24 protein-coding genes, 1 pseudogene and 1 riboswitch are annotated in these 25,866 nt (G+C 73.4%); of the genes and pseudogenes, 13 read left to right on the top strand and 12 right to left on the bottom strand.

The genetic code is table 11. The annotated features are described in order from the left end of the window. Positions 1–3: 3 nt before the first annotated feature. From ACFYZF_RS01465 to ACFYZF_RS01450, 4 genes are all read right to left on the bottom strand, one after another. Complete coding sequence (locus ACFYZF_RS01465; protein ID WP_350888343.1) at positions 4–852, bottom strand: sulfurtransferase; 849 nt, start codon at positions 850–852, stop codon at positions 4–6. A 204-nt stretch (positions 853–1,056) separates the two neighbouring features. Next, on the bottom strand, positions 1,057–1,128 hold the full coding sequence (locus ACFYZF_RS01460) for an Ms5788A family Cys-rich leader peptide (RefSeq protein WP_387016000.1): 72 nt from the start codon (positions 1,126–1,128) through the stop codon (positions 1,057–1,059). A gap of 110 nt (positions 1,129–1,238) precedes the next feature. Further along, entirely contained in the window at positions 1,239–2,027 is a 789-nt protein-coding gene (locus tag ACFYZF_RS01455) for a DUF2993 domain-containing protein (protein ID WP_387014618.1), read from the bottom strand. A 164-nt stretch (positions 2,028–2,191) separates the two neighbouring features. Next, positions 2,192–3,247, bottom strand: coding sequence for a hypothetical protein (locus tag ACFYZF_RS01450; protein ID WP_387014615.1), 1,056 nt, complete (start codon positions 3,245–3,247; stop codon positions 2,192–2,194). 268 nt (positions 3,248–3,515) lie between these two features. On the opposite strand from ACFYZF_RS01450, the gene ACFYZF_RS01445 reads away from it, so the two are divergent. The 7 genes from ACFYZF_RS01445 (at position 3,516) to pstB (ending at position 10,781) form a co-directional block, all read left to right on the top strand. After that, positions 3,516–4,214, top strand: coding sequence for a winged-helix domain-containing protein (locus ACFYZF_RS01445; RefSeq protein ID WP_387015998.1), 699 nt, complete (start codon positions 3,516–3,518; stop codon positions 4,212–4,214). A 237-nt stretch (positions 4,215–4,451) separates the two neighbouring features. Continuing rightward, positions 4,452–5,342 (top strand): polysaccharide deacetylase family protein, encoded by an 891-nt coding sequence (locus tag ACFYZF_RS01440; protein WP_387014612.1) that lies wholly within the window; start codon positions 4,452–4,454, stop codon positions 5,340–5,342. A 98-nt stretch (positions 5,343–5,440) separates the two neighbouring features. Next, entirely contained in the window at positions 5,441–6,367 is a 927-nt protein-coding gene (gene mshD / locus ACFYZF_RS01435) for a mycothiol synthase (RefSeq protein ID WP_387014609.1), read from the top strand. 287 nt (positions 6,368–6,654) lie between these two features. Beyond that, a complete protein-coding gene (pstS, locus tag ACFYZF_RS01430) occupies positions 6,655–7,761 on the top strand; it encodes a phosphate ABC transporter substrate-binding protein PstS (protein ID WP_387014606.1) in 1,107 nt (368 codons plus the stop codon). A gap of 46 nt (positions 7,762–7,807) precedes the next feature. Next, positions 7,808–8,899 (top strand): phosphate ABC transporter permease subunit PstC, encoded by a 1,092-nt coding sequence (gene pstC, locus ACFYZF_RS01425; RefSeq protein WP_387014603.1) that lies wholly within the window; start codon positions 7,808–7,810, stop codon positions 8,897–8,899. Further along, a complete protein-coding gene (gene pstA / locus ACFYZF_RS01420; RefSeq protein WP_387014601.1) occupies positions 8,896–9,984 on the top strand; it encodes a phosphate ABC transporter permease PstA in 1,089 nt (362 codons plus the stop codon). Before pstC ends, pstA begins: the two co-directional genes overlap by 4 nt. A gap of 20 nt (positions 9,985–10,004) precedes the next feature. Next, positions 10,005–10,781: a phosphate ABC transporter ATP-binding protein PstB gene (gene pstB, locus ACFYZF_RS01415; RefSeq protein ID WP_387014599.1), complete on the top strand. Its 777-nt coding sequence runs from the start codon at positions 10,005–10,007 to the stop codon at positions 10,779–10,781. Positions 10,782–10,910: 129 nt separating this feature from the next. On the opposite strand, the gene ACFYZF_RS01410 is transcribed toward pstB, so the two are convergent. Then, the gene (locus ACFYZF_RS01410; RefSeq protein WP_387014596.1) at positions 10,911–11,744 is read right to left on the bottom strand and encodes an NUDIX hydrolase; all 834 of its coding nucleotides are present in this window, start codon (positions 11,742–11,744) and stop codon (positions 10,911–10,913) included. A 79-nt stretch (positions 11,745–11,823) separates the two neighbouring features. Here ACFYZF_RS01410 and ACFYZF_RS01405 point away from each other — a divergent pair, with 79 nt between their 5' ends. Then, entirely contained in the window at positions 11,824–12,792 is a 969-nt protein-coding gene (locus ACFYZF_RS01405) for a Gfo/Idh/MocA family protein (RefSeq protein ID WP_387014594.1), read from the top strand. 47 nt (positions 12,793–12,839) lie between these two features. Here ACFYZF_RS01405 and ACFYZF_RS01400 read toward each other — a convergent pair whose 3' ends face one another. The 4 genes from ACFYZF_RS01400 to ACFYZF_RS01385 form a co-directional block, all read right to left on the bottom strand. After that, positions 12,840–13,847, bottom strand: coding sequence for an anion permease (locus ACFYZF_RS01400; protein ID WP_387014591.1), 1,008 nt, complete (start codon positions 13,845–13,847; stop codon positions 12,840–12,842). A gap of 4 nt (positions 13,848–13,851) precedes the next feature. Then, entirely contained in the window at positions 13,852–14,478 is a 627-nt protein-coding gene (locus tag ACFYZF_RS01395; RefSeq protein WP_161686268.1) for a DUF47 domain-containing protein, read from the bottom strand. A gap of 154 nt (positions 14,479–14,632) precedes the next feature. Continuing rightward, positions 14,633–15,589: a PPK2 family polyphosphate kinase gene (locus ACFYZF_RS01390; protein WP_387015996.1), complete on the bottom strand. Its 957-nt coding sequence runs from the start codon at positions 15,587–15,589 to the stop codon at positions 14,633–14,635. 137 nt (positions 15,590–15,726) lie between these two features. Continuing rightward, positions 15,727–16,233, bottom strand: coding sequence for a DUF402 domain-containing protein (locus tag ACFYZF_RS01385; RefSeq protein ID WP_387014588.1), 507 nt, complete (start codon positions 16,231–16,233; stop codon positions 15,727–15,729). A 110-nt stretch (positions 16,234–16,343) separates the two neighbouring features. Here ACFYZF_RS01385 and ACFYZF_RS01380 point away from each other — a divergent pair. Further along, positions 16,344–18,533 (top strand): annotated as a pseudogene (locus ACFYZF_RS01380) (ATP-dependent DNA helicase); the annotation flags it as partial. Between the two features lie 72 nt (positions 18,534–18,605). Here the strand turns inward: ACFYZF_RS01380 and ACFYZF_RS01375 are convergent. Beyond that, positions 18,606–19,967, bottom strand: coding sequence for an AI-2E family transporter (locus tag ACFYZF_RS01375; RefSeq protein ID WP_387014585.1), 1,362 nt, complete (start codon positions 19,965–19,967; stop codon positions 18,606–18,608). A gap of 141 nt (positions 19,968–20,108) precedes the next feature. Here ACFYZF_RS01375 and ACFYZF_RS01370 point away from each other — a divergent pair, with 141 nt between their 5' ends. Both ACFYZF_RS01370 and ACFYZF_RS01365 read left to right on the top strand, forming a co-directional pair. Next, entirely contained in the window at positions 20,109–20,456 is a 348-nt protein-coding gene (locus ACFYZF_RS01370) for a GroES family chaperonin (RefSeq protein ID WP_387014582.1), read from the top strand. A gap of 136 nt (positions 20,457–20,592) precedes the next feature. Further along, positions 20,593–20,760 (top strand): hypothetical protein, encoded by a 168-nt coding sequence (locus ACFYZF_RS01365; RefSeq protein WP_350888362.1) that lies wholly within the window; start codon positions 20,593–20,595, stop codon positions 20,758–20,760. An 18-nt stretch (positions 20,761–20,778) separates the two neighbouring features. On the opposite strand, the gene ACFYZF_RS01360 is transcribed toward ACFYZF_RS01365, so the two are convergent. Beyond that, complete coding sequence (locus ACFYZF_RS01360) at positions 20,779–22,272, bottom strand: PrsW family intramembrane metalloprotease (protein WP_387014578.1); 1,494 nt, start codon at positions 22,270–22,272, stop codon at positions 20,779–20,781. 24 nt (positions 22,273–22,296) lie between these two features. Next, positions 22,297–22,416, top strand: a riboswitch (SAM riboswitch). A 47-nt stretch (positions 22,417–22,463) separates the two neighbouring features. Between ACFYZF_RS01360 and ACFYZF_RS01355 the strand changes: the two genes are divergently transcribed. Beyond that, positions 22,464–23,735 (top strand): aminotransferase class V-fold PLP-dependent enzyme, encoded by a 1,272-nt coding sequence (locus ACFYZF_RS01355; RefSeq protein WP_387014576.1) that lies wholly within the window; start codon positions 22,464–22,466, stop codon positions 23,733–23,735. Between the two features lie 7 nt (positions 23,736–23,742). On the opposite strand, the gene ACFYZF_RS01350 is transcribed toward ACFYZF_RS01355, so the two are convergent. After that, positions 23,743–25,002, bottom strand: a complete 1,260-nt coding sequence (locus tag ACFYZF_RS01350) for an aromatic acid exporter family protein (protein ID WP_387015994.1) — start codon at positions 25,000–25,002, stop codon at positions 23,743–23,745. Positions 25,003–25,068: 66 nt separating this feature from the next. On the opposite strand from ACFYZF_RS01350, the gene ACFYZF_RS01345 reads away from it, so the two are divergent. Then, positions 25,069–25,731 (top strand): metal-dependent phosphohydrolase, encoded by a 663-nt coding sequence (locus ACFYZF_RS01345; RefSeq protein ID WP_387014573.1) that lies wholly within the window; start codon positions 25,069–25,071, stop codon positions 25,729–25,731. Positions 25,732–25,866 lie beyond the last annotated feature (135 nt).

The following is a 25,866-nucleotide window of genomic DNA, read 5'->3' as shown; positions in this document are numbered from 1 at the left end:
GACTCAGGCCTCCCCGGGCTCGTCGCCCAGCACGACCGGCACGCCGATCAGCGAGCCGTACTCGGTCCAGGAACCGTCGTAGTTCTTCACGTTGGGGTGGCCGAGCAGCTCCTGGAGCACGAACCAGCTGTGCGAGGAGCGCTCGCCGATCCGGCAGTAGGCGATGGTCTCCTTGCCGTCGTCCAGCCCGGCAGCGGCGTAGATCTTGCGCAGCTCGTCGTCGGACTTGAAGGTGCCGTCCTCGTTGGCAGCCTTGGACCACGGCACGCTGATCGCGGTGGGGATGTGCCCGGCCCGCTGGGCCTGCTCCTGCGGCAGGTGGGCGGGGGCGAGCAGCCGGCCGGCGAACTCGTCGGGGCTGCGCACGTCGACCAGGTTCTTGGTGCCGATCGCGTCGACGACCTCGTCACGGAAGGCGCGGATCTTGTTGTCCGGCTCCTGCGCGACGTACTCGGTCTTCGGCCGGGTCACCGCGTCGGTGACCAGCGGGCGGGCGTCCAGCTCCCACTTCTTGCGACCGCCGTCGAGCAGCTTGACGTCGCCGTGGCCGTAGAACTTGAAGTACCAGTACGCGTACGCGGCGAACCAGTTGTTGTTGCCGCCGTACAGGACGACGGTGTCGTCGTTGCCGATGCCGCGCGCGGAGAGCAGCGCCTCGAACTGGCTCTTGTTGAGGAAGTCCCGGCGGACCTGGTCCTGGAGGTCGGTCCTCCAGTCCAGCTTGATCGCGCCGGCGATGTGGCCGGTGTCGTAGGCCGAGGTGTCCTCGTCGACCTCGACGAAGACGACGCCCGGGGCGTCGATGTTCTTCTCGGCCCATTCGGCCGAAACGAGTGCGGTGTCGCGACTCATCAGATCACTCCCTGGTGAGGATGGATGGTGAGCCTGCGCGGGATCGAATAGGTGACTGTCGCACCACGCGCGGGACCCAGTGGGAAGGACGGGATCACGGGTTCGTGCGACGGCGCCGCTGCCGGGCGAAGAGGGGGAGAACCGGAGGGTACGCAGACCCTGTGGCCGGTGGCCGCCGTCAGGCGGCCGAGGACAGCCCCGCCGTCAGATGACGGGGCGACACAGGCAGGTGGCCACGCGACACAGGTCGATCGCGCGCCGTTTGGTGAGGTGCATCCCCATGAACAGGGAGGCTACCAGCCGTCCCGGGGAGCGCCACCGGCCCGACCAGCATCCGGGACGACCGTCCCGGCCGGGCGACACCGTCCCGACCGGGGCCGGGCGGTTCAGCCGGCCGAGTTGATCGGGACGTCCTTCGCGGCGGCGGTCACCGCGAGCCCTCCGGGCAACGGCCTGACCTCGCGCACGACGAGCTGGAACGGCAACTCGGGGAGGGGCACGTCGATCGAGATGCCCTTGGCGTAGTTGTTGAGCAGGGTGCGGGCCAGCGGGATGTTCGGCAACCCCTCGGCGTCGAGGTCGGCGAAGCTCAACGACACCTGTCCCTCCTTGCCGACGGTCACCTTGGCGGTGCCGGTGACGGTCAGCTTCTGCCCGAGAATGTCGACCGGGGCGGTGACGGCGAGCTGGCCGTCCCGCTCGCCGAGGGTCAGGCCGGGCCGGTCGAGAAGCTTGGCCAGGCTGTCGTACGTGATGGTGCCGGTGCCGTCGACGGTCTCGGCGACCACGTCGCCCTGCTGGGTGCGCAGGGTGTCCAGGGAGGCCCGCACGTTGCGGGCGTCGACGTCCAGCGTCGGCAGGCTGACCGCGTCACCCCGCACCGCGCCCTGCACGTCGCGCAGCTTGATGGTGATCCGCTCGTACCTGCCGTCGAGCACCTGGTTGAGGAAGGGGAAGCCGCCAACCTCGACCTCGGGCGCCGAGGACTGCGCGTCCTGCTTGGCGAGCGCCTTGGTGACCTGGTCGGCGATGGCCCGCTCGGCGACCCCGACGGCGATCCGGTCGGCGGCCACCAGCAGCCCGGCCAGGATCACCAGCAGGACCAGGAGCGTGATGAGCACCTTGCGCCCACGTCGCCGGGGGCGCTCCTCGTGCGCCGGGTAGGCCTCCGCCACGCCCGCCTCCTTCTGTCCTGGCCGGCGCCCGTGGGACGTCGACGGTCCGGTTTCTGCCACCGACGGCTGCTGCCGCCCTGCGGCGCACCGCACAGTACCCGGGTGGAGGAACCCTCAACCGTTGGCCGATCCCGGCCGGCGGGCGGGCGCCGCCGGCCGGTCGCTCACAGGAACAACACGCACATCGCGTACGCCGCCGGGGCGGACAGGGCGAAGCCGCCGAGCGGGCCCTGCATGTGCCGGGCGGCCCACATCGTCGGCGGCTCGCCGGCCATCAGCCGGCCCGCCTCGGCGTACCCGACGGCGAGGTCGGCCAGCACGGCGGTGGCGGCGGCGACCAGCCCGATCACCGCACCGCTGGTCGGGGTGAAGCTGACCAGGAAACTGCCCAGCACGGCGCTGGCCAGGGTGCCGGCCATCGCGCCGGCCACCACGCCCGCCGCGCCCCGGGGCACCTGCGGCGCGAGCCGGGGCCAGGGCAGCACCGCGTCGGTGAGCCGGGCGACGGTCAGCGCGACGCCGGTGGCGGTGAGGCAGACGGTGATCGCCTGGGTGCCGGCCGGGATCCGGCTGAGCACGATGAGCGTGGCGAAGGCGACCACGCCGACCACGATCAGCAGGGTGGTGCCGAGCGAATCGGTGACCCGGACCCGGTCGACCCGGCGGACGAGCTGCCCGAGCACGCCGAGCAGGAAGCCGCCGGCGGCCAGGTACCCGAGCGGGGCCAGGCCGGCGATGTCGGACTGCACGGCGGCGGTGTCGGCGGCGGCGGCCACCACCGCGCTGACCAGGGCGACCAGCAGCAGCGCGGGCGGGCGCATGGCCATCGTCCAGGCCAGGACGAAGATCAGCTGCACGCCGAAGATGATGAACGCGAACGGCAACCGGTGCCCGGGCCCGGCGGTCTGCGCGCCGAGCACCAGGCCGACGCCGAGCAGCGCGGCGAACCCGGCGACGGTGAGCGAGAGCGGCCGGCGCACCTCGACCGGCTCGAACTCCTCCTCGTCGACGTCGTCGTCGGCCTCGTCGTCGGGTCGCCAGCCCGGGTCGCCGCTGCGGCGCAGCCGGCGGGGGCGACCCCGCCGGGCCGGGGGACCGTCGTCGTCGGCGCCCGGGCCGGTGCGCGGGGCCGGTGGGTGCGCACGACCGGCCGGCCCTGGTGGGACGTCGTCGTCGACCCACGGGTCCCGGCCGGCCTCGGAGGAGGTCGGGGGATACACGTCCCGATCGTGCCAGACCCGGGTCGCACTCCGGTGGCCACGGTTTCGGCAACGTTAAAACCTGCGGCACGATCACGGGCAAGGCGGACAAAGAGGAAACGACACGGAAGCGCAGGCAGGGCGATCAGTTAGGCTCAAGCCGATACCCGCCCGTCAGCGACGCCGGGACCCACGCAAGTTCTCAGCGCCGCCCCCACGCAGGGGTGCCGCTGGTCGCGCGCGGCCGCAGGGCCGCCGGGACGGAGGTGATCGTGTGGAGATCCTGCTGATGGTGACCGCACGCGCAGGCGAACCATCGATGGTGCTGCCGGCGCTCGACCTGCTGCCGCACTCGGTGCGTACCGCGCCGCGCGACGTCCGCACCCTGGTCGCCGGGCCCAGCCCGGACGCCGTGCTGGTGGACGCCCGATCGGAGCTGAGCGAGGCCCGGGCCACCTGCCGGATGCTGCACGCCACCGGGCTCGGCGTGCCGCTGGTCGCGGTGGTCACCGAGGCCGGGCTGATCGCGCTGAACGCCGACTGGGGCGTCGACGACGTCATCCTGGCCGGCGCCGGGCCGGCCGAGGTCGAGGCCCGGCTGCGACTGGCGGTCGGTCGACTGAGCAACGCCACGGCCGGGGCCGGCGGCTCGATCCGGGCGGGCGAGCTGACCATCGACCCGGACACCTACGCCGCGAAGCTCAAGGGCCGGCCGCTCGACCTGACGTACAAGGAGTTCGAGCTGCTGAAGTTCCTGGCCCAGCACCCGGGCCGGGTGTTCACCCGGGACCAGCTCCTGCGCGAGGTCTGGGGCTACGACTACTTCGGCGGAACCCGGACGGTGGACGTGCACGTGCGGCGGCTGCGGGCCAAGCTCGGCTCGGAGTACGAGTCGATGATCGGCACGGTCCGCCAGGTCGGCTACAAGTTCGTCGTGCCGCCGTCGCGGTCGCTGCCCGAGCCCGAGCACGCCCCGGTCCCGGTCTGAGTCGCGGTCCCGTTCTGAATCGCGGTCCCGGCCTGAGTCGCGATCGGCCGGGTCGGGGCCCTCACGGGTCCGGCCGGGGCTGCCCCGCCGGCTACACTGTTCCCAATTTGCCCTATTTGCGCGACTCGTCAGTCTTATTCTGATTGCCGGGCTGACGGCGGAAGGGGCGACGGTGCGTGCGATGACCACGGGGGCGAACAGGGGCCGGTCCCGGCGCCCGAACGGCGGTGTCGGCTGATGGCCCCCGCAGCGGGCGGGCGCTTCGTCGGGCTCGCCGCGGTCGTGGTGGCCGCGCTGCTCGGCTCCGCGTACGCGCTCGGGCAGAGCATGGCCCCCGAGCCGAGGCCACAGCCCACGGGGGTCTCGGCGACCGCGGACGCCCCGCCGTACGCCGACCAGCCGCCGGGGGACCGCTCCCGGCCTCCCGCCCCGACCTCCGGCCCCGCCGGGCCCACTGCCAGTCCCACCGTGGGCGGCCAGGCCGACGCCACCGGGCAACCGTCGGAGACAGCGGGCGACGGCCTGTTCGGCGCCCGCGCCGGCACGGGCTCGGCGAAGGTGGCACTCACCTTCGACGACGGGCCCGACCCGCAGTACACCCCGCAGGTCCTGGCCCTGTTGCGGGACTACGACGTCAAGGCCACCTTCTGCGTGGTCGGCGAGAACGCCCGGAACCATCCCGACCTGATCCAGGCGATCGTGGCCGACGGGCACACCCTCTGCAACCACTCCTGGCAGCATGACGTGCTGCTCGGCAAGCGGTCGCCGGACGTGATCCGCGCCGACCTGCTGCGCACCAACGCGGCGATCCGGGACGCCGTGCCCGGCGCCCCGATCGGCTACTTCCGTCAGCCCGGCGGCGCGTGGACCTACCCGGTGGTGTCGGTGGCCGAGGAGATCGGCATGATCCCGCTGCACTGGACCGTCGACCCGTCGGACTGGAGGGCGCCGGGGGCCGCGAGGATCGCCGCCGTGGTCTCGGCGGAGGTGCAGCCTGGCGCGGTCGTACTGCTGCACGACGCGGGCGGCGACAGACAGGGCACCGTGGACTCGCTGCACGGCCTCCTGCCGGACCTGACCGGCCGGTTCCGGCTGGAGGCCCTGCCCATCCCCGCCGGCGCCACCTGAGCGACCACTCCGCTGGCAGGGGACACCCCGACCACCGACGGAGACGGAGGCGGAGGCGGTGCGGCCACGGCCCGGGCCGCACCCGTTACGGTTACGGGATGAGCAGCGCCGAGCCGACGACCGACCGGGTGACCCACAGCGCGGCGCTTACGGCGGCCGAGGCGGCCGACGTGTTGGCCCTGTCCCGGGCGGCCGGGGACGCCGACGGGGCCGACCCGTTCGACGAGCACACGCTGCTGCGGTTGCGTGACCCGCGGGCCCCGGCCGTCCACCTCACCGCCCGCGCGCCGGACGGGACGCTGACCGGCTACGCCCACCTGGACACCACCGACCCGGCGGCCGGCGTCGGCGTGGAACTGGCCGTCCACCCCACCCATCGGCGGCGGGGCACCGGCCGGGTGCTGGCCCGGGCGGCGCTCGACGCGGCCACCGGGCCGGTGCGGGCCTGGGCGCACGGCGACCACCCGTCCGCCGCCGCGCTGGCCGTCGACCTCGGCCTCACCCGGTCCCGGGTGCTCTGGCAGCTACGTCGCCCGCTGGCCGAGCCGCCGGCCGAGCCGCCCCTGCCCGACGGGGTGGTCCTGCGCGCGTTCGTCCCCGGGGCGGACGACGACGCCTGGCTCGCGCTCAACGCCCGGGCCTTCGCCAGCCACCCCGAGCAGGGCCGGTGGACGGCAGCCGACCTGCGGTTACGCCTCAGCGAGCCGTGGTTCGACCCGGCCGGCTTCCTGCTCGCCGTCGAGTCCGCCACGGGGCGGCTGCTCGGCTTCCACTGGACCAAGGTGCACGAGCGGCCCGGATCGGCCCGGATCGGCGAGGTCTACGTGCTCGGGGTCGATCCGGCGGCGCACGGCGGCGGTCTGGGCCGGGCGCTGACCGCGGCGGGACTGGCGTACCTGCGGGACCGGCGAGGGCTGGACCGGGTGATGCTCTACGTCGACGAGTCGAACACCGCGGCGGTCGCGCTGTACGAGCGGACCGGCTTCGCCCGCTGGTGCGCCCACGTCAACTACCACCTGGGCTGAGGCCAGCGACCCCGCTACACGCGCGTCACGGCGATGTCACGCGGAGGCCTCGACGCATAACGGCCGACAGGACATATCGCATCATCAGCGATTCCAAGCCGCGCGTTCACTAATTGGACAACCCGTCCTCGGCCCATGGCCATCTGTCCGGCCGCACCTGTTCACCCCTCGTTCACTTCTGACGGGCGATCCGGCTACCTGGCGCTCCTAGCTTTCAGGTCAGCCGGTCACGCCGGCCCCGCCCCCATCCGGAGCGGCCCGTCCAGACGTGAAGGGAAACCCCTCAGGTGAAGCTCCAGCGGCACGGCACTATCGCCTGCCTCGCTCTCACTGCGGTGCTCGGTCTCAGTGCATGCGGCTCGGACAACAACGAGCCCGCCAGCGGTGCCTCGGCCTCCGGGTCGGCCGCCGCAGCCGACTGCGCCACCGGCACCCTGAACGCGCAGGGCTCCTCGGCCCAGAAGAACGCCATGGCCGAGTGGATCAAGGCTTACCAGCAGAAGTGTGCCGGCAGCACGATCAACTACGAGCCGTCCGGCTCGGGCGCCGGCATCCAGGCGCTGATCGCCGGCACCGCCGACTTCGCCGGCTCCGACTCGGCCCTCAAGCCGGAGGAGCAGCCGCAGGCCGACGCCAAGTGCTCCGGCGGCAAGGCCATTCACCTGCCGATGGTGATCGGCCCGGTGGCCGTCGCCCACAACGTCAGCGGCGTGGACAACCTCCAGCTCAAGCCGGCCACCCTGGCGAAGATCTTCGCCGGCAAGGTGACCAGGTGGGACGACCCGGCCATCAAGGCCGACAACCCGGACGCCAAGCTGCCGTCGACCACCATCCAGACGGTGCACCGCTCGGACGAGTCCGGCACCACCGACAACTTCACCAAGTTCCTGGCCAAGACCGCTGGTACGGACTGGACCTTCGAGAACGCCAAGGCGTGGAAGGCCCCGGGCGGCACCGGCGCCAAGGGCTCGGACGGCGTGGCCAGCTCGGTCAAGGGCGCCGACGGCTCGATCGGCTACATGGAGTGGTCGTTCGCCGAGAACGCCGGCCTGAAGATGGCGAAGGTCGGCAACGGCGCGGGCGAGTTCGCCGAGCTGACCGCCGAGAACGCGGGCAAGACCATCGCCGGGGCCAAGATCGAGGGCCAGGGCGACGACCTCAAGATGTCGGTCGACTACAACACCAAGGAGGCCGGGGCGTACCCGATCGTCCTGGTGACGTACGAGATCGTCTGCGGCAAGGGCCTCGCGGCCGACAAGCTGCCGCTGGTCAAGGGCCTGCTGGGCCACGCGGCCAGCGCCGAGGGCCAGGCCGAGCTGACCGACCTGGGCTACGCCCCGCTGCCGGACTCGGTCCGGACCAGGGTCGAGGCCGCGGTCAAGAACCTTTCCTGACCCCACGCCACGACACCACCTCCCTCAACTCGAAGCGAGCGAGCAGATGGGTGAAACCCCTCACCGATCGGCCGACGCCGGCACCGGCGGGATCCGCGTGGCCTCAGGCCAGGAGCGGCCCGCCGGCGCCTCGGCGCGGGTGGCCGAGTCACCAGTCAGCACCCGTACCCCGGGCGGGGACGGCCTCGGCGGCGGCGGTGGCCTGCCCCGGGCGCGGGCCTTCGGTGCGGAGCGCGCGTTCCGCGGTCTGACCCTGGCCGCCGGCACCACCGTCCTGGTGATCATCGCCGCCATCGCGATCTTCCTGATCGCCAAGGCGGTGCCGGCCCTGCGCGCCAACACCGCGAACTTCTGGACGTACGAGGGCTGGTCGCCGAACGACACCGCCCCGAAGTTCGGCATCGGCGCGCTCGCCTTCGGTACGGTGCTCAGCTCCGCGCTGGCCCTGCTCATCGCGGTGCCGGTGGCGCTGGGCATCGCGCTCTTCCTCTCCCACTACGCCCCGCGCCGGCTCGGCACCGCCCTCGGCTTCCTGATCGACCTGCTCGCCGCCGTGCCGAGCGTGGTCTTCGGGCTCTGGGGACGAGACGTCTTCGTCACCCCGGTCCGGGACTTCTCCGCCTGGCTGAACCAGTACTTCGGCTGGATCCCGATCTTCGGGGGCGACGGCCCGTTCGGTAAGTCGATCATGCTCGGCTCGCTGGTCCTGGCGATCATGGTGTTGCCGATCATCACCTCGCTCTCCCGCGAGGTGTTCCTCCAGACCCCGACCGCGAACGAGGAGGCGGCGCTCGCGCTCGGCGCGACCCGCTGGGAGATGATCCGCACCGCCGTCCTGCCGTACGGCCGCCCCGGCATCATCGCCGCGGTGATGCTCGGCCTGGGCCGGGCGCTCGGCGAGACCATCGCGCTGGCGATGACCCTCGGCATCACCTTCGGCATCTCGTTCAACCTCATCGAGAACGGCGGCAACACCATCGCCGCCAACATCGCCAACGCGTTCGGCGAGGCGAACGACACCGGGCGGGGCGCGCTGATCGCCTCCGGCCTGGTGCTGTTCACCATCACGCTGATCGTCAACATCACCGCCCGGGCGATCGTCCACCGCCGCCGGGAGTTCACGGAGTCGGCCGCATGACCAACACCGTCGCCAACCACCACACCCGGCCCCCGGCCCAGCTGCCCGACCTCCGGGCCAAGCGCCTGCCCCGGTACGCCGCCCCGGCGATCGCCCTGGCGGCCCTCGTGGTCGCCGCCGCGATCGTGTACGGCGCCGGCATCGGCGGCCCGGTCCTCGTCGTCGTCCTCGGCGCGCTGCTCCACCTGGCCGGACTCTTCGCGGCCAGCAACGCCGTCGAGGGGCGGCGCTCGGCCCGCAACCGCACCTGGAGCGCACTGATCCACTCCGCGTTCGTGCTGGCCGTCCTGCCCCTCGCCTCGGTGGTCTGGACGCTGGTCAGCAAGGGCGTCGAGCGTCTCGACGGCGACTTCTTCGGCACCTCGATGAACAACATCGGGGCCCGGGATCCGAACGGTGGCGCGTACCACGCGATCATCGGGACGCTGGAGCAGGTCGGCATCGCCGCGCTGATCACCGTCCCGCTCGGCGTCCTCTGCGCCATCTACGTGGTCGAGTACGGCCGGGGCCGGTTCGCCTTCGCGATCCGGTTCTTCGTCGACGTGATGACCGGCATCCCGTCGATCGTCTCCGGCCTGTTCGTGCTGGCGTTCTGGGTGCTGGTCGTCTCGCCGGTGTTCAACGACGGCCGGCCGGGCTTCTCCGGCTTCGCCGCCGCGCTCGCGCTGAGCGTCCTGATGCTGCCCACCGTGGTCCGCTCCACCGAGGAGATGCTCCGGCTCGTCCCCGCGCCGCTGCGCGAGGGGGCGTACGCCCTCGGCGTGCCGAAGTGGAAGACCATCCTGCGGGTCGTGCTGCCGACCGCGCTGCCCGGCATCGTCACCGGCGTCATGCTCGCCGTCGCGCGGGCGGCCGGCGAGACCGCGCCGGTGCTGCTCGTCGCCGGCGGCGGCGCGGCGATCAACTTCAACCCGTTCGAGAACAACCAGTCGTCGCTGGCCCTCTTCGTCTACCAGCAGGCCGGTGACGCGTCGCGGTACGCCCCGGCACGGGCCTGGACCGCGGCGCTGACCCTGGTCGCCCTCGTGCTGATCCTGACGGTCGCGGCGAAGCTGCTGGCCCGCCGGAACCGGCTCGGCCGATGAACCCCGGAGGTACCACCACCATGGCCAAGCGCATCGACGCCTCGAACGTCACCGCCTACTACGGCGCCTTCAAGGCGATCGAGAACATCAACCTGACCGTCGAGCCAAAGACGGTGACCGCCCTGATCGGGCCGTCCGGCTGCGGCAAGTCGACGTTCCTGCGGTCGATCAACCGGATGCACGAGGTGCTGCCGGGGGCCCGGGTCGAGGGCGACCTGACCATCGACGGGCAGAACATCTACGACCGCGATGTGGACGTCACCGCCGTGCGCCGGACGATCGGCATGGTCTTCCAGCGGCCGAACCCGTTCCCCACCATGAGCATCCACGAGAACGTGGTGGCCGGTCTGCGGCTCAACGGCGTGCGGAAGAAGTCGATCCTGGACGAGGCCGCAGAGCGGGCGCTGCGCTCGGCGAACCTGTGGGACGAGGTGAAGGACCGCCTCGGCAAGCCGGGCGCGGGCCTGTCCGGCGGCCAGCAGCAGCGGCTCTGCATCGCCCGGACGATCGCGGTCGAGCCGCAGGTGGTGCTGATGGACGAGCCCTGCTCCGCGCTGGACCCGATCTCCACGCTGGCCATCGAGGACCTGATGTTCCAGCTCAAGGACAAGTTCACCATCATCATCGTCACGCACAACATGCAGCAGGCCGCCCGCGTCTCGGACCGCACGGCCTTCTTCTCCATCGAGAAGACCGGCGACCCGGGCCGCCTCATCGAGTACGACAACACCCAGAAGATCTTCAGCAACCCGAGCCAAAAAAAGACCGAGGACTACATCACCGGCCGCTTCGGCTAACCCCACCCACCTCACCCCACCCCGCCCCACCCCCGCCCCGTCGATCTTGCAGTTGCGGCCCTCGTTTCGGGCGGTGTGCCGGATTTGACCGGGCCGGAAGTGCAAGATCGGCGAGGAGGGGGTGGGCGGTCAGTCGAGGACGAAGCGGGGTTCGCCGGTCTCCGGGAGGTCCAGGCGGGGGGTGATCGGGGTGGCGGCGTCGCGGGTGGCGGACGCGCGGGCCACCCCGGCGAGGTCACCGGCGGCGGCCACCTGGGCCAGGGTGACCAGGGTCGGCGGGAGCATGGTCAGCTCGCCGGCCTCCGCCCGGGCCAGGGCATCCGCCGGGCGCACCCACATCGTGTGGTCGGCCTCCCCGGAGACGTCCCGGGTCCGTTGCCCCTGCGGCAGCAGAGCCACGAAGAAGTACGTGTCGAAGCGGCGTGGCTCGAACTCCGGGGTGATCCACCGGCTCCACGGCAGCAGCAGGTCCGACCGGAGGGTGAGCCCCCGGCCGGCCAGCAGGTCGGCGAAGCCCCGGCGGCGGGCCTCCAGGTCCTGCCGCGCGGCCTCCCAGTCGTCGCCACTGACGTCGCCCACCACGGTCGCCGCGTCCGGGCCGGCCAGCAGCACCCCGGACTCCTCGAAGACCTCCCGGGCGGCGGCGCACACCACGGCCTGCGCGGCGTCCGGCGCGACGCCCAGCCGCCCGGCCCACGCCGCCGGCTCGGGGCCGGCCCAGTCGAGATGGGCCTGGGAGTCCGACGGGTCCACCCCGCCGCCGGGGAAGGCGTACACGCCGCCGAAGACCATCGCGGCGACGCGGCGGATGACGTACACCTCGAAGTCGACGCCGGCCGGGCGGAGCAGCAGCACGGTCGCCGAGACCCGGGGCCGCGCCGGCGGGTTACCCTCGGCGCGGAACCGGCGGGCGTGCTCGACCAGGGCCGGCGGGGCGGCGAAGCCGTCGCTGTCGATCGTCATGCGCCGAGGGTAGCCCGCAGGGTGGGCCGCCCGACTCGGCGGACGTCGGGCCCGGACCGGCCCCGACTAGCGTGGACGCATGACACGTTGGGGGATTCTGGCCACCGGCCACATCGCCGGCCGCTTCGCCGAGGACCTCCGGCTGGTGCCGGGAGCCGAGCTGGTGGCGGTCGGCTCGCGGACACCGGAGGGCGCGCGGCGGTTCGCCGACAAGCACGGCGCACAGCGGGCGTACGGCTCCTGGGCGGAGCTGGCCGCCGACGACGAGCTGGACGCGATCTACGTGGCCACGCCGCACGTCGCGCACCACGAGGCGACCATGACCTGCCTGGCCGCCGGCCGGGCGGTGCTGGTGGAGAAGCCGTTCACCCTCGACCTGGCGGACAGCACCGAACTGGTCGAGGCAGCCCGCGCCCGGGGGGTCTTCCTCATGGAGGCCATGTGGATGCGGACGAACCCGCTGATCCTGCGGGTGGTCGAGCTGATCGCCGAGGGGGCGGTGGGGCGGGTCACCGGCGTGCAGGCGGACTTCGGGGCGGCCGGGCCGTTCGCGCCGGAAAGCCGGATGCGGTCCCGCGCACTCGGCGGCGGGGCCCTGCTCGACCTGGGCGTCTACCCGGTCAGCCTGGCCCACCTGCTGCTCGGAGTCCCGCAGCACGTCCGGGCCTGGGCGAAGCTCGGCCCCGAGGGCGTCGACGAGAACACCGGCATGGTGTTCGGGTACGACTCGGGGGCGGTGGCGACGCTGAGCTGCGGCATGATCGGGGCCACCCCGATGGTCGCCTCGATCACCGGCACCGCCGGCCGGATCGACCTGCCCGCGCCGTTCTTCCGGCCGCCGTTGGCGACCCTGCACCGGGCCGGGGCCGACCCGGAGACGATCCCCGCCGACCTGACCGGCGGCGGCTACCAGTACGAGGCCGCCGAGGTGCAGCGCTGTATCGCCGCGGGGCTGACCGAGAGCCCGCTGGTCCCGCACTCGACCACCCTTGAGGTGATGGCCCTGCTGGACGCCGTCCGCGAGCAGATCGGCGTGCGCTACAAGTGAGTCGGAGGGGCTCCCCGTCGACGCGGGGAGCCCCTCCGAACCGGCGGTCAGCCGAAGAGCGGGCGGACCAGCAGGTACGCGACGCAGGAGATCAGCGCCGCGGCCGGGAACGTGATGACCCAGGCGATCACGATGTTGCCGGCGACGTTCCAGCGCACGGCGGAGAGCCGCTTCGTCGCCCCCACGCCCATGATCGCCGAGGTGATCGTGTGGGTGGTGGAGATCGGCGCGTGGAGCACCAGGGCGTTGAAGTAGAGCACCGCGCTGGCCACCGTCTCGGCGGCGAAGCCCTCCGGCGGACCCAGGTCGATGATCTTGCGACCCAGGGTCCGGATGATCCGCCAGCCACCGGCGTACGTGCCGGCCGCCAGCATGGCCGCCGAGGTCCAGAACACCCAGCCCGGGATGTGGCTCTTGTCGGCCTGGAAGCCGCCGGTGTAGAGGGCGAGCACCACGATGCCCATGGTCTTCGCGGCGTCCTGCATGCCGTGGCCGACCGACATGGCCGCCGCCGACGCGGTCTGCGCCCAGCGGAAGCCCCGGTTGAGCTTGCCCGGCTGCCCGTTGCGGAAGATCCACAGGATCGCCAGCATCAGCAGGTAGCCCAGGGTCAGGCCGATGATCGGCGAGAGCACCATCGGCAGCAGGATCTTCGCACCGATCGTGCCCCACTGCACCACCCCGCCGGCGGCCAGCAGGGTCGCCCCGACCAGGCCGCCGAACAGCGCGTGCGAGGACGACGACGGCAGGCCGAAGTACCAGGTGATCAGGTTCCAGGCGATCGCGCCGAGCACCCCGGCGAAGAGCACGCCCAGGCTGGCCACCCCGGTGGGCAGGATGACCAGGCCGTCGCCCACGGTCTTGGCGACGCCGGCGCCGAAGTGGGCGCCGACGAAGTTGCCGACCGCGGCGAGGGCAAGCGCCACCCGGGGGGTCAGGGCGCGCGTCGAGACGCTGGTCGCGATCGCGTTGGCGGCGTCGTGGAAGCCGTTGGTGTAGTCGAACGCCAGGGCCACCGCGATCACCGCCAGCACGGCGATGAGTTCGGGAGTCACAGGATCAGGACTCCTTGACCGCGATGGTCTCGACGGTGTTCGCCACGTGCTCGAAGGCGTCGCAGGCCGCCTCCAGCTCGTCGGCGACCTCCTTCATCTTGAGCACCGTCAGGGCGTCGTACTCGCCGGAGAAGAGGCGGACCAGCAGCATCCGGTACACCTGGTCGCCGTCGTTCTCCAGCCGGTTGCACTCGATCCAGTAGTCCTCGAGGTCCTTCATCGACTTCAGCCGGGGCATCGCCTCGGCGGTCAGCTTGGCCTGCTGGTCCAGCACGTTGACCAGGTCGTGCAGCTCACGCGGGAGCGACGGCAGCTTGGTCAGCCCGTACAGGTAGAGCAGGTTGCCCACGGCCTCCAGGTGGTCCATCACGTCGTCGAGCAGCGAGCCCAGGCGGTAGATGTCCTCACGGTCGAACGGGGTGATGAAGGTAGAGTTGATCTTCTTGTACAGGTCGTGAGTGATCTGGTCGCTGTCGTGCTCGACCTCGGTGAGCCGCTCGCTGACCGACTGCACGTCCACGCCGGGCAGGGCCAGCTCGTTCAGCAGCGCGGTGCCCCGTACCAAGTTCTGCGCGGCCCTGGTGAAGAGCTCGTAGAAGGCGCCCTCGGTGGGGCGGAAGGAAAACTTCACAGCCTGGACCTCGTCGTGTCGGTGGAAGGGCGGCGGACGCCCCGGGGGTGCCTGCATGGGGAATGCTAGGAAACGGCAGAACCCCGAATTCCTCGGCCCACCCTCGGCCAGCCGCCATTTACTGGTCGTTCACCTGTCGTTCACCTTGACTCGGTCAACCGCCGCACAACCGCCTACGCTCCGCCGCCACGTCGAAGTCGGCCGGCGGATACCCCAGATGCAGGTCGCCGAACGTCTCCCGCAGCAGGTGGGCCACCGCCCAGTCGCGGTACCACTTCCGGTCGGCCGGCACCACGTACCAGGGTGCGGCGTCCGTGCCGCACCGCTCCAGGGCCTCGGCGTACGCGGCCTGGTAGTCGTCCCAGCGGGCCCGGGAGTCCAGGTCGCTCGGGTTGTACTTCCAGTGCTTGGCCGGGTCGCTCAGCCGCTCCGACAGCCGTTCCCCCTGCTCGGCGTACGAGATGTGCAGCATCACCTTCACCAGGGTCACCCCGGCGTCCGTCAGCTCCCGCTCGAAGGCGTTGATCTTGTCGTACCGGGCCCGCCAGGTGGCCTCCGGCACCAGCGACTCCACGCGGGCGATCAGCACGTCCTCGTAGTGCGAGCGGTTGAAGATCCCGACGTACCCGGGCGGCGGCACGACACGCCGGATCCGCCACAGGAAGTCGTGCCGCCGCTCGGCGGCCGTGGGCGGGCCGAACGAGCGGATGTGCAGCCCGAGCGGATTCATCGCGCCGGCCACCCGCTTGATCGTGCCGTCCTTGCCGCCGCAGTCCATGGCCTGGAGCACCAGCAGCACCCGCCCGGGGCGACCCCGTCCCAGGCCCGCGTCAGCGGTCGTCGGGGCGCTCGCCGGGGCATTCGGGCCGGCCGCGCCCTTGGCCGCGGCGAACAGCATCTCCTGCTGTCGCCCCAGCCCCACGCCGGCCAACTCCACCTGCTGCCGCGCCCACGCCTTGCGGGCGCCGCCGCGGCCCGCCGCCGCGGGCAGCCCCGGCGTCGACCGGGGATCGACCACCCCCAGGTCCACCGCGCCGCCGCCCACCCGCAGCAACTCCCGCACCGTGCCGCCCTCCGGCGCCACGACCTCCACTCCACCGAACGCGTCCATCCCCGGATCATCGCCCACCCCGCCCCCTCCCGCCCGGCGAGCGCCCGAGGGGTGAGGTCACGTTCGGGGTGGGTGGGACGTGTTCGGCCAGGCCGGCCGCTACGGCGGCCGGGTGCGGGCCCGGCCGGCGGGCGGGCTCAGACCACCAGGGCCAGCCACTTCCGGTACGCCGCCGCGAACGGCTCGCTGCCGTCGCCGAGCGCGACCAGCAGCCGGCGGGACGCGGCCTCGGCCTCGGCGACCAGGTCGGCCGGGTAGCCGAAGCGCTCCCGGTGCTCGGCGAACTCGTCCTCGTCGCGCAGCTCGACCAGCCCGGTGCCCCGGCGGCGCACCACGTCCAGGTCCAGGTCGACCAGGTGGACGGTGTCGTCGCCCTCCCAGCGGGCCGGGGTGGTGATGTCGCAGTAGACCTCGCTGGTCCGGGGTGGCGGGTTGAACATCCCCGTCCACCAGCCGTGCCGCGGCACCAGCAACACGAAGGGGATCTGTTCCACCGAGGGCCGGCCGTGGTAGACCGACTCGGTGCCGGCCGGCACGCCGAGCCAGACGCCGAGGTCGTCCTCGGCCAGCCGACGGGCCGGGTAGTCGCGGTGGGCGCTGCCGTCGTACTTGCGGTAGATCACGCGGACCACGTCGCTCGGCATGATTCGCACCCTAGTCGATACCGCCCATCGGTCGCGCGGCAGAAGTAACCGGATGCGGCCCGTGGGATTCCGTAGGGTGACCCCGCCACGCGGGGCGGGGCGTGCCCGGCGTCGACGGCGGCGGGTACCGTCGCACGGTGACTCCGCCGCGCACCGCTCCCGGTTCCGCCCTCCCCCGCAGCGCATCCCGGCGGCGCGGGAATCGGGCGAGCGCCGGGGAGCTGCTCGCGGCGGCCGTCGGCGCGGTCCCCGGCGGGGCGGCCCGCCCCGGCCAGCAGGAGATGGCCACCGCGATCGAGGAGTGCGTGGCCTCCCGCGAGCACCTGCTGGTGCAGGCCGGCACCGGCACCGGCAAGTCGCTGGCCTACCTGACCCCGGCGCTGACCGTGGACGGCCCGGTGGTGGTCTCCACCGCGACCCTGGCGTTGCAGTCCCAGCTCGTCGACCACGACCTGCCCCGGCTCGCCGACGCGGTGGAGCCGGTGCTCGGCCGCCGGCCCACCTTCGCGGTGCTCAAGGGACGGCACCACTACCTCTGCCTGGCCCGGCTGGACAACTCGACCGAGGACGAGCCGACGGACACCCTCTTCGACGCCGTGGAGCCCCGGGCCGGCGGCGGGGGCGGGAAGTGGCTCGGCGAGGCCGGCCGGATGGGCAAGCAGGTCCAGCGGCTGCGGGACTGGGCGCTGGAGACCGACACCGGCGACCGGGACGAGCTGGACCCGGGCGTCGACGACCAGGCATGGCGGCTGGTCTCCATGCCGGCCCGGGAGTGCGTCGGGGCGTCCCGCTGCCCGTTCGGCGCGGAGTGCTTCGCCGAGGCGTCCCGGGCCCGGGCCCGCGAGGCCGACCTCGTGGTCACCAACCACAGCCTGCTCGCCGTCGACATGCTCGCCGGGCGGCACATCGTGCCGCCGCACAAGCTGCTCATCGTGGACGAGGCGCACGAGCTGGCCGACCGGGTCTCCTCCGCCGCCCAGGCCGAGCTGGTGCCGGAGCTGATCGACCGGTCCACCCGGCGGGCCCGCCCGCTGCTGCGCCCGGAGGTCGCCGAGCGGCTCACCGAGGCCGGCGGCGCCCTCGCCGCCGGGCTGGCCGAGGTGCCGGCGGGCCGGCTCACCGCCGGGCTGCCGGGGCCGCTGCGCGAGGCGTGCACGCTGCTCGACGCGGCCACCCGGGCCGCCCTGGACGGGATCGGCGACGTCAAGTCCGACGATCCGGACCCGGTGCGCAAGCAGCAGGCCAAGGCGGTGCTGGACGAGCTGTCCACCACCGCCCAGCGGCTCCTGGAGGAGGCCGAGCACGACGTGGCCTGGGTGGAGAAGCCGGACAACAACAGCCGCCGGGCGCTGGTGGTGGCCCCGCTCTCGGTCGCCGGCACCCTCGCCACCCACCTCTACGACGAGCGCACCGTCGTCGCCACCTCGGCGACCCTGGCGCTGGGCGGCCGGTTCGACACGGTGGCCCGGGCGCTGGGCCTGGACGCGCCGACGCCCTCCCCGCCGTCCCCGGCCGCCGCCGCGCTGGCCGTCGCCACGGCCCGTGGTGACGCCCCGCCCGGTGCCGCCCCGGTCGCCGCCGCGCCGGGCAGCCGCCCCACCACCGGCACCGTCCCGGCCACCGAGGGGCCGGGGTGGCGGTCGCTCGACGTCGGCTCGCCCTTCGACTACGCCCGGCAGGGCATCCTGTACGTCGCCGCGCACCTGCCCCGCCCCAGCGTCTCCGGGCTGCCCGAGGCGGCCGGCGAGGAGCTGCTGGCGCTGGTCGGCGCGCTCGGTGGGCGTACCCTCGGGCTCTTCTCCTCGCGGCGGGCCGCGCAGCAGGCGGCGGAGCTGCTGCGGGCGCGGACCGACCTGCCGGTGCTGCTCCAGGGCGAGGAGTCGCTGCCGCTGCTGGTCCGGAGGTTCCGCGAGGAGCGGTCGAGCTGCCTGTTCGGGGTGATGTCGCTGTGGCAGGGCGTGGACGTGCCGGGCGACGCCTGCCAGCTCGTGGTGATCGACCGGCTGCCCTTCCCCCGCCCGGACGAGCCGCTCGCGGCGGCCCGCGCCGCAGCCGTGGACGCGGGCGGCGGCTCCGGCTTCTCTGCGGTGAGCGTGCCGATCGCCGCCGTCCGGCTGGCCCAGGGGGTGGGCCGGCTGATCCGGGCCACCGGGGACCGGGGCGTGGTCGCGGTGCTCGACTCGCGGCTGGAGACGGCGCGCGGCTACGGCCCGTTCCTGCGCCGCTCGCTGCCCCCGTTCTGGTACACCACCCGCCCCGAGGTCGCCCGGGGTGCCCTGGAACGCCTCGGCCGGTCCTGACGTACGCGTCCGGCAGGAGACGGGCCCGCCCCGCGCGACGGCGGGGACGGGCCCGGTGGCTCCACGGAACGGTCAGGGCGCCTTCGAGGCGACCACCACGGCGTCCGGCGGGGTGTCCGGCACGGTACGCGCGGCGAGCCGGCGGACCGCCGTGTTGAGCACCGCGATCAGCGGCACCGAGACCAGCGCCCCGGTGATGCCGGCGAGCACCACGCCCGCCGCGATGCCGATGATCACCGCGAGCGGGTGGATGGCCACCGCCCGACCCATGATCAGCGGCTGGAGAATGTGCCCCTCGACCTGCTGCACGCCGATCACCACGCCCAGGATGATCAACGCGGTGACCGGGCCGCTGTCGACCAGCGCGACCAGCACCGCGACGACACCGGAGAGCGCCGCACCGACGATCGGGATGAACGCCCCGAGGAAGACCAGCGCGGCCAGCGGGAACGCGAACGGGATGTCGAAGATGACCAGGAAGGTGCCGATGCCCACGGCGTCGATGAACGCGACCAGCACGGTGGCCCGGACGTAGGCGCCCAGGGTCTCCCAGGACGCCCGGCCGGCGTCGTCGACCTTCCACCGGGCGGCCACCGGCAGCAGCCGGACCAGGAAGCGCCAGATCCGGCTGCCGTCGCGCAGGAAGAAGAACGTGGCGAAGAGCACCAGCACGATGCCGGTCAGCACCTCGGCCAGGGTCGCCGCGGTGGAGACGGCCCCGCTGGTGAACTTCTCGGTGTTGTTGTTGATCCAGTCCTGCGCCTCGTCGATGTACCGGGTGAGCTGGCTGTCGGACAGGTGCAGCGGGCCGGTCTTGAGCCAGTCCTGGATCTGCCGGACGCCCTCGGACGACTTCTTGCTCAGCTCCGGCACGCCCTTGATGAACTCGTTCACCACCAGCGTCAGCGTGCCGATGACGCCGACCAGGCCGCCGACCAGCACCACCGCCGTGGCCAGCGAGCGGGGCAGCCGCGCCCGCAGCAGCCAGCCGACGGCCGGCGCGAGCAGCGCCGAGAGCAGCAGCGCGATGGCCAGCGGGATGATCACGATGCTGATGGTGGCGACGACCTTCAGCAGCGCCCAGAACACCACACCGACGACGATCAGCCGCCACGACCAGGCGGCGGCGATCCGCAGGGCGTGCGGCACGTCGGCGTCGTCCCGGCTGGCGGTGGAGTTGTGCATCGCGGCGGGCGGCTCGGCGCCGACCACCGTCGCCGACGGCGGGGCCGCCGGGCCCGGCGAGGTGGGAGATGCCACCCCGGCCTCCCCGGTGGAGTCGACGCCGCCCGTCGCCGCGGCACGGCCCGGTCCCCCGTCGGCGACGGTGGTCGGATCGGCGCGGGCCCGCCGCACCGACTCCCGGCCCGACTCGTACGCGCGGCGGAGCCGTCCGCGTACCCGCTCGAAGCGGCTCAAGCGCACCTCCCGCATCAGATTCAACCTGCCCACAGGACAGGGGGGACAGGATACGTCCGTCGCCCCAGCCTAGGGCGGTTCCGCCACACATTGCCCCGGTCGGCGTCCGCGTAACCACCAGCGGGGTGGCCCGGTTGGACGCGGTACCGTTCCGTCGTGACCGCCGACCAGAACCTCGACTCCGGCCTGCCGATCCGTCTGCTGCACGACCGCGTGCTGGTGAAGGTGGACGGCAGCGAGGGTGAGCGCCGCTCCACCGCCGGCATCGTGATCCCGGCGACCGCCGCCGTGGGCAAGCGACTGGCCTGGGCGACCGCCGTGGGCGTGGGGCCGCACGTCCGCTCGATCGTCTCCGGCGACCGGGTGCTCTTCGACCCCGACGACCGCTCCGAGGTCGAGCTGCACGGCAGGGGGTACGTCCTGCTGCGCGAGCGGGACGTGCACGCCGTCGCCGCCGAACGGATCGAGTCGGAGTCGAACGGCTCCACCGGCCTGTACCTGTAACGCCTGCGGCAGGCCCTTCCGCTTTCCTCCCCCGGGTCCGTCCCGGCCTGCGCCGTCGTCGCCCCGGTCGGCGACGCGTCGTTTGCGGCTGCCGACTACGGGAAGCCAGGCACGTCCAGCGCCCTGGGGAGGGATCGTGCCGGTATTCGTGAAGAAGGTTCTCCTCTGGGGAAGCGTCGCGTTCCTGATCTACTTCGTGGCTTTCCGGCCGGACAGCGCGGCGCAGATGTGCAAGGCGATCGGGGCGGGCCTGGCGGCGATGGCCGTGGGCATCGGTGACTTCCTCACCGGCCTGATGACCTGACCGGCCGACCCGCCCCCGTCAGGCGGCGCCCGGCGGCCAGGGGGCGGCCGGGCGGGGGCCGTACCAGCCGGGCGGGCCGTAAGGCCCCGGGTGGGCCGGGGGCGGCGGCGGGGCGAGCACCACCGGGATCGGCACCACGGGCTCGTCCGGGGCGTCGACCGGCCGCTGCGACCCGTCGGGGAATCGCAGGTGGTAGCGGTGGCCGTCCCAGCTCCCGACCGGCACCTGCGGATCCCGGCCGACGAAGAAGGACCGGTACGCGGTGATCGCGTCCAGCAGCTCCCGTTCCTCCCACGCGGTCCGCTCCCGGTCGGCCGGCCGACGGTCCAGCCCTCGGTGCATCCCGTCGCGCAGCAGCGCCAGCCGGGTGGCGGAGAACTGGTATCCGCGCATCGCCTTGAGCCCCGCGTCGCCGGCCACCCGCCGGGCCCAGGTCCGGGCGGCGTGCCGCCGGCCCAGGCTGCCCAGCGCCGCCACCTCCGGCGGGGTCAGCCACCCGGCCCGCACGTATTCGGGCAGGGTGCGCTCGGTCAGCCGCCCCTCCCAGCCGCGCAGCCAGACCGCCAACCCGACCATGCCGAAGAAGATCGGCACCATCACCCCGAGGTAGCCGTACAGGGCGACCATCGTCTGCCCGGTGGCCTGGGCCAGCGACGGCAGCAGGTTCCAGGTGCCGTGCAGCATCATCGCCAGCAGCAGGCCCGCGACCGGGGCGAGGAAGCGCACCCGACGGTCGGCGGTCCGGGCGGCGATGCCGAGACCCACGCCGGTCATCGAGGTGAACAGTGGGTGGGCGAAGCCGAACAGCAGGATCCGGACGATGAAGATCGCGATGACCTGCCGCGCCCCGGTCGCCGGACCGTACTCGTTGACGCCGGAGGCGTAGCCGTAACCGCCCAGGTAGAGGATGTTCTCCACCATGGCGAAGCCGACCGCCGACAGCCCGCAGTAGACCAGGCCGTCGGTGATGCCGGACCATTCCCGGCGGCGGAAGATCAGCAGCAGGATCGGGCCGATCGCCTTGGTCAGCTCCTCGATGAACGGGGCGACCAGCACCGCGGTCAACGCGTCGGGCAGCCCCCAGTCGGCGAACCGGGCGGCGAAGAACCCGTTGACGGTCAGCGAGGCGGCCGTGGAGACGAACGCGCCCCAGACGAAGCAGAAGATCAGATACTTCAACGGCTCCGGCTCGTACCGGTCCAGCCACAGGAAGCAGGAGACCAGCACCGGCACCGGCAGGATCGCGGCGACCACGCCGATCAGCAGCGCCTCCGGCCCCAGGTTGAAGCCGAGCTTGAAGAGCATGTAGACCGCGCACGCCGCGATCAGCAGCACCACCAGGACCACCACCAGGATCCGCTGCCAGCCCAGCCGGCGCACCGGCATCCGGGGGGCGGCCCCACCGGGCTGCGAAGGGAGGTCGTGCGGGGTCCACGGCGACGCGGCGCCGCCGGGCGGGGTGTCGGCCATTACATCAGCGTAGTCATCCCCCGCCGGCTGTTCCGGCCGCATCGGTCGACCGTTATCCTGTCGTCAGGTCACGAGCGCCAGCATCAAGCCCCGGCTTGCTGGCCGGCAACCCTCGTCGAGTTCGCGGTGGGGTGCCCCGGGTGATGACCGGGCCCAGCCCTGTCCGGCGCTGGGCAAGCGCGGACCCCGTCCCGGTGGTGTCACCCGGGGTCCCTGGACCCGGAGGTCGTGCCATGACCATCACCCTCGTACCCTCGCTCACGCCGCCGCCCGCGCGGACCGTGTCGGCGTCGTCGCGGTCGCTCGACGTGCTCGGCGTGCCGGGCCAGATCAACCTGGACTACGCCGCCAGCGCGCCGTGCGCGCGGGCCGCGGCCGACGCGGTGGCCGAGCTGCTCCCCTGGTACGCCAGCGTGCACCGCGGTGCCGGCGCGCTGTCGCGGCGCTGCACGCTGGAGTACGAGCGGGCCCGGCAGACGGTCGGCGACTCTTTCGGCGCCCGCGCCGGCGACCACGTGGTGTTCACCCGCAACACCACCGACGCGCTGAACCTGCTGGCCCGGACCCTGCCCGCCGGGACCACGGTGGTGACGTTCGCCGGGGAGCACCACGCCAACCTGCTGCCCTGGCCGCGCGGCTCGGTGCGGCTGCCGGTGCCGGCCGCCCCCGCCGAGGCGGTCCGGGCGCTGGACGCGGCGCTGACCGAGCTGCGCCGGGGCACCGCCGCCCGCCCGCCGGTGCTGGTGGCGGTGACCGGGGCGAGCAACGTGACCGGGGAGCGTTGGCCGGTGGCCGAACTGGCCCGGGTGGCCCGCCGGCACGGCGCCCGGATCGCGGTCGACGCCGCCCAGCTCGCCCCGCACGCCCCGGTCGACGTGGCCGCGCTGGACGTGGACTACCTGGCCGTCTCCGGGCACAAGCTGTACGCGCCGTTCGGCGCGGGGGTGCTGCTCGGCCGGGGCGACTGGCTGGACGCGGCCCCGCCGTACCTGGCCGGTGGGGGCGCCACCAGTCACGTCGGGGCCGCCACCCACGATGTGCGCTGGGCCACCGGCCCGGCCCGGCACGAGGCCGGCACCCCCAACCTGCTCGGCGCGGTCGCGCTCGCCTCGGTGTGCGCGGCGCTGGCCGGGGCGGACCGGGCCGCGCTGCACGCCCACGAGCAGACGCTGCTGGCCCGGCTGCGGGACGGGCTGGCCGCCCTGCCGCACGTGGTGGAGCTGCGCACCTTCGGCCCGGACTCGCCCCGGGTGGGCATCGTCTCGTTCGTGCTGGCCGGGCGGGACTCGGCCGAGGTCGCGGCGGAGCTGGCCATCCGGTACGACATCGGGGTCCGCGACGGGTTGTTCTGCGCCCACCCGCTGGCCCGTCGGCTGCTCGCCGAGGCCGCCGCGCGCAGTGGGCACCGGGACCTGCCCCCGACCGCCCTGCGGGCCAGCATCGGCCTGGGCAGCACGCCGGAGCACGTCGAGAGCCTGCTCACCGCCCTCTCCGAGCTGGGCTGAGCGCGCCTCAGCCCAGCGGCGGGGCCGTGGGCGGCTTCGGGGCGGGGGTGCTCTCGGCCGGGCTGACGGTCGGTTTCTCCTGCTCGCCGAAGGACACCCGGATCAGCCGGTTGGCCTCCTCCTGGTCGATGCCGGAGGTGACCAGCAGGTCGCTGGCGGTGGTGCGCACCTGCGCGATCACCACGCTGCCGGAGAACCCGACCCCCTGCGCGTACGCCCGGCCGGCCTCACTGACCGCGCGCAGGGACCGTTCCCGGGCCTTCTCCGGCTCCGCCCCGATGGCGAACTCGTGGCGGAGCAGGCGGACCGACTCCGCGAGGTGGGCCACCGCGTCCGGCATCGGCTCCGGCACCGGCTCCCCGTCCTCGATCATCGTCACGGAACGCCGGATCAGCGTCCCGGTGTTGCGCATCGCGCGGTCGATGGGGTCGGCCGCCTCGGCGTAGTGGGTCAGCTCGCTGCGCCGGTGCCAACGGGCCGGGGAGAGGATGCTGGTCTCCTTCGCGCCCTCGATCGCCTCGATGAGGGTGCTCAGCTCCTCCTTGTTCGCGCGAAGCCGTTCCAGGGCCCGCTGGGCGCTGTCCCGGTCCTGCCCGCGCAGCGCCTCGGCGGTGGCGTCGAGCTGGTCGGCGAGCAGGTCCAGCGCGGGCCGGGCGGCCCGGTTGATCACCCGCAGCGGGTTCAGCGGCAACAGGACCGCTGTCACCACCAGCGCGATCCCGCCGCCGATGAAGGCATCGATGAAGCGCGGTATCTCCAGGTCCTCCGTGGACGGGCTGAGCGTGACGATCAGCACGGCGGTGGCGGCGGCCTGGATGACGACCGACACGCTCCCACCGAAGAAGAGGGTCAGCACGATGGACGCCGTCACCACCAGCCCGAGCTGCCAGCCCCCGGTGCCGACGAGGTAGATCAGCAGGTCGCCGAGGAACACCCCGACCGCCACCCCGATGATCAGCTCGACGGTCCGGCGCAGCCGCTGGCCGACCGACGCGGCCAGTGCGCCGACCGCCGAGATCGGCGCGAAGACCGGCTGCGGGTTTCCCAGCAGGTGGTGGGAGATGGCCCAGGCCAGCGCGGCGGCCAGCCCGGCCTGCACGGCCAGGCCCATCGCCATCCGGACCCGGTGCAGCCGATCGTGCAGGGTGGCTCTGCTGCGACGGCGAAGCTCCTCCATCGCCGCCGAGATCCGCGCCGAGTCGATGTCGGCCACGCCGTCGTGCAGGCCGGCGCGCCGCAGCAGCGACGATCGGCGGTCCCGGGCCACGGCCATGGCGGGGACTACCCACCGCGAGGGCGGTGAATCCTCGCCCGCTCCGGCAGACTCGGCCAGATGACGGACTCGGACGGCCGCCGGGAAACGGTGGAACTGATCGGCCGGTGGCGGGCGGCGGCCCGGGGCGCCGGGGCCGGGGACTCACCGGCGCTGACCGATGCCGGGGCGGGCCTGCTGGCCCGCTGGCGGGAACCGCACCGGCACTACCACACCGCCCGGCACCTGACCGCCGTCCTCGATGTCGTCGACGCGCACGCCGAGCTGGCCGACGTTCCCGACCTGGTCCGGCTCGCCGCCTGGTGCCACGACGCGGTCTACGACCCGCGTGCCGGCGGGGACGGCAACGAGCGGGCCAGCGCCGACCTCGCCGACGCGCTGCTGACCGGGGTCGGGGTGCCGACCGTGGCAGCGGCGGAGGTCCGCCGGCTGGTGCTGCTCACCGCCGGGCACGCGGTCGCGGCCGGGGACCGCGACGGCGCGCTGCTCTGCGACGCCGACCTGGCCGTGCTGGCCGGTCCGCCCGACGAGTACGACCGGTACGCCGCCGCCGTCCGCCGGGAGTACGCGCACGTGCCGGAGCCGGTGTTCCGAGCCGGGCGGGCCTCGGTGCTCGACGGCCTGCTGGCCCTGCCCACCCTCTATCGGCTGCCCACCCTGGCCGCCCGCTGGGAGCACCCGGCCCGCGCCAACCTCCACCGCGAACTCACCACCCTCCACTAACCCACCCCCACCCCACCCCACCCCACCCCGCGCCCCGCGCCCCCGCGATCTTGCAGTTGCGGCCCCCGCATATGCCACCTAAGGCGCAAAACGAGGGCCGCAAGTGCAAGATCGCGGGACGGAGGGCGGTGGAGC

The sequence above is a fragment of the Micromonospora sp. NPDC001898 genome (genome assembly GCF_042891255.1).
Classification (GTDB): domain Bacteria; phylum Actinomycetota; class Actinomycetes; order Mycobacteriales; family Micromonosporaceae; genus Micromonospora.
The sequence above is the reverse complement of the archived record's forward strand: the minus strand, read 5'-3'. Positions and strand labels throughout refer to the sequence as shown.

Coding starts and splice junctions, on each gene's coding strand:
- ACFYZF_RS01465 (WP_350888343.1), bottom strand. CDS start 852: ATGAGTCGCGACACCGCACTCGTTTCGGCCGAATGGGCCGAGAAGAAC.
- ACFYZF_RS01445 (WP_387015998.1), top strand. CDS start 3,516: ATGGTGACCGCACGCGCAGGCGAACCATCGATGGTGCTGCCGGCGCTC.
- ACFYZF_RS01440 (WP_387014612.1), top strand. CDS start 4,452: ATGGCCCCCGCAGCGGGCGGGCGCTTCGTCGGGCTCGCCGCGGTCGTG.
- mshD (WP_387014609.1), top strand. CDS start 5,441: ATGAGCAGCGCCGAGCCGACGACCGACCGGGTGACCCACAGCGCGGCG.
- pstC (WP_387014603.1), top strand. CDS start 7,808: ATGGGTGAAACCCCTCACCGATCGGCCGACGCCGGCACCGGCGGGATC.
- pstA (WP_387014601.1), top strand. CDS start 8,896: ATGACCAACACCGTCGCCAACCACCACACCCGGCCCCCGGCCCAGCTG.
- pstB (WP_387014599.1), top strand. CDS start 10,005: ATGGCCAAGCGCATCGACGCCTCGAACGTCACCGCCTACTACGGCGCC.
- ACFYZF_RS01410 (WP_387014596.1), bottom strand. CDS start 11,744: ATGACGATCGACAGCGACGGCTTCGCCGCCCCGCCGGCCCTGGTCGAG.
- ACFYZF_RS01405 (WP_387014594.1), top strand. CDS start 11,824: ATGACACGTTGGGGGATTCTGGCCACCGGCCACATCGCCGGCCGCTTC.
- ACFYZF_RS01390 (WP_387015996.1), bottom strand. CDS start 15,589: ATGGACGCGTTCGGTGGAGTGGAGGTCGTGGCGCCGGAGGGCGGCACG.
- ACFYZF_RS01385 (WP_387014588.1), bottom strand. CDS start 16,233: ATGCCGAGCGACGTGGTCCGCGTGATCTACCGCAAGTACGACGGCAGC.
- ACFYZF_RS01375 (WP_387014585.1), bottom strand. CDS start 19,967: ATGCGGGAGGTGCGCTTGAGCCGCTTCGAGCGGGTACGCGGACGGCTC.
- ACFYZF_RS01360 (WP_387014578.1), bottom strand. CDS start 22,272: ATGCGGCCGGAACAGCCGGCGGGGGATGACTACGCTGATGTAATGGCC.
- ACFYZF_RS01355 (WP_387014576.1), top strand. CDS start 22,464: ATGACCATCACCCTCGTACCCTCGCTCACGCCGCCGCCCGCGCGGACC.
- ACFYZF_RS01345 (WP_387014573.1), top strand. CDS start 25,069: ATGACGGACTCGGACGGCCGCCGGGAAACGGTGGAACTGATCGGCCGG.